The sequence below is a fragment of the Rhodoferax sp. RT5P35 genome (genome assembly GCF_056521385.1).
The window spans coordinates 1-1922 of the sequence record NZ_JBWMAX010000052.1; the positions used below are offsets into that span (position 1 = coordinate 1).

Here is a 1922-nt window from a genome sequence, read left to right on the forward strand (position 1 = left end):
GTCGGTGCTCTGCGACGAAACCGAACCATTCGAACGGCCACTGTATTGGCGCATGAACCACCGTAGCCAGTGCGCGATGCGTTTGGGGAACTGGAAGTATCTCCGCGTGGAAGACAACGAATACCTGTTCGACCTGGCCAAGGACGAGCGTGAACGCGCGAACCGCGCCAAGGCCGAACCCGGACGCCTGGCGGAGATGCGGGCAGATTGGTTGCAGTGGAGTCAACAGATGCCGGCAATCCCTGCCGATGCGTTCGTTGGCATTACGTACACCGACAAGGACATGCCGGATGCGTGAGATTGCCGCCAGACGCTTCGCCGGGCCGGACCTCTTCGTCTGAGCGCGCGCCGTCGCGAGATATTCCATGACTTCGTTGGGCGATGCGGGCTTAGCTACACAATCTGTGCCAGGCCGGGACCTCCCGGAGTCGATTGAATGGTTGAAACCACTGCGTTGTGTGATCGCCGTCGCGGAACATGGCAGCACCATGCAAGCAGCCGAGGCGGTCCACCTTTCTCAATCGGCTGTCGCAAGGGCAATTGCAAGCTTGGAACAGCTAATCGGGTTTCCTCTGTTTGATCGGACCGCGCGAGGTATGCTGTCTACGCCGCCGGGTCGGCGTGTGGCCGCACGCGGCAAGCAGATGTTCTGGCATCTTTCGGTTGGTGCCAGTGAGGCATTGCAAGTGTCGGACAAGGTGCAGAGAGATGCGGTGGTGTCCCAACGCTTCGCCAGCATGGCGTCGCCTTCCTCGCTCAAGGCGCTGCTGATGCTCGCGGTTCAGGAGAGTGGTGGTAGAACTGCAAGTGCACTGGGTGTACAGCAACCCGCAGTTCACCGTTCGTTGACCGCGCTCGAACATGCCTGCGGTGCCGTTCTCTTTCGCAGATTGTCCAGCGGTACACGGTTGACGGAAAGTGGTCATGCGCTGTTGGCACGGGTCAAGCTTGCCATGGCGGAATTGCGCGCAATGGAGGCTGAAATTGCCGCATCCAAGGGGCAACTGCGCGGCCGCATCGTGGTCGGTGCATTGCCCTTGTCCGTCCACGTCGTCCTTCCCGCAGCTGTTTCATCGACCATCAAAAACCATAGTGGCATCTGTCTGACCGTGGTGGATGGCACCTACGAAAGTCTAATGGAACAACTGAGGGTGGGAGATGTTGACATCGTCATCGGAGCCCTGCGTGCCCAGCCACCGCCAGGCGTCTCGCAACATGTTCTCTTCATTGATGACCTGGCCGTCGTTGCGCGACCCGACCACCCCTGTTTCCAACATGGAGTCCCAACACTGAAAGCGCTCCAGCACTGGCCTTGGGTGGTGCCTCTTCCCGGTACACCAGCACGTGCCGCGCTGGATCGCGTCTTTGCGCAAGACGGGCTCGCGCCGCCCTCGGACCGCATTCGTGCAACCAGCGCGCAGTTCACGCGCGCCATGGTCGCGAATACGGACCATCTGGCTCTGGCATCGCATGGTCAAGCGCTTGAGGACGAGATGGCCGCGCTGCTGCGTATCGTGCCGGTCCCCGGCCTTGACGCATCGCGCGAAATTGGCATTGCATTACGTCACGACGATGAAGTTTCGCCGGATCTACAGGTGTTGATTGAATCGTTGCACCAGGAGTCGAATCGCATCACCAATAAGGCGAACGCATAGCTCGTTGCGTGATCGCATTGGCGTTGCCGAGACCGTGCTGCGATCCTTGTAACTACTTAAAATGAGGAGACAAAATGTTCGAGAACTTGAAGAAATCTTTGCCGGCCGTCGCCATTGTGTGGCTCACCGGATCACCGGCGTTCGCACAGACGTCTTCACTGCAGATCTACGGCACGCTAGATGCAGGTATCGAAGTCAACGATACAGGCGCGCCAGGCAGTGTCACAAGGGACAGGTTGAATAACGGAAACATGCATGCATCCCGTC

1 protein-coding gene and 2 pseudogenes are annotated in these 1922 nt (G+C 59.1%); all 3 read left to right on the forward strand.

Annotation, left to right across the window (positions count from 1 at the left end):
- Nucleotides 1–298, forward strand: a pseudogene (locus AC097L_RS23425) (twin-arginine translocation pathway signal protein); the annotation flags it as partial.
- A 67-nt stretch (nt 299–365) separates the two neighbouring features.
- On the forward strand, nt 366–1655 hold the full coding sequence (locus AC097L_RS23430) for a LysR family transcriptional regulator (protein ID WP_479589142.1): 1290 nt from the start codon (nt 366–368) through the stop codon (nt 1653–1655).
- Nucleotides 1656–1729: 74 nt separating this feature from the next.
- Nucleotides 1730–1922: pseudogene (locus AC097L_RS23435) on the forward strand (porin); the annotation flags it as partial.

Coding starts and splice junctions, on each gene's coding strand:
- AC097L_RS23430 (WP_479589142.1), top strand. CDS start 366: ATGACTTCGTTGGGCGATGCGGGCTTAGCTACACAATCTGTGCCAGGC.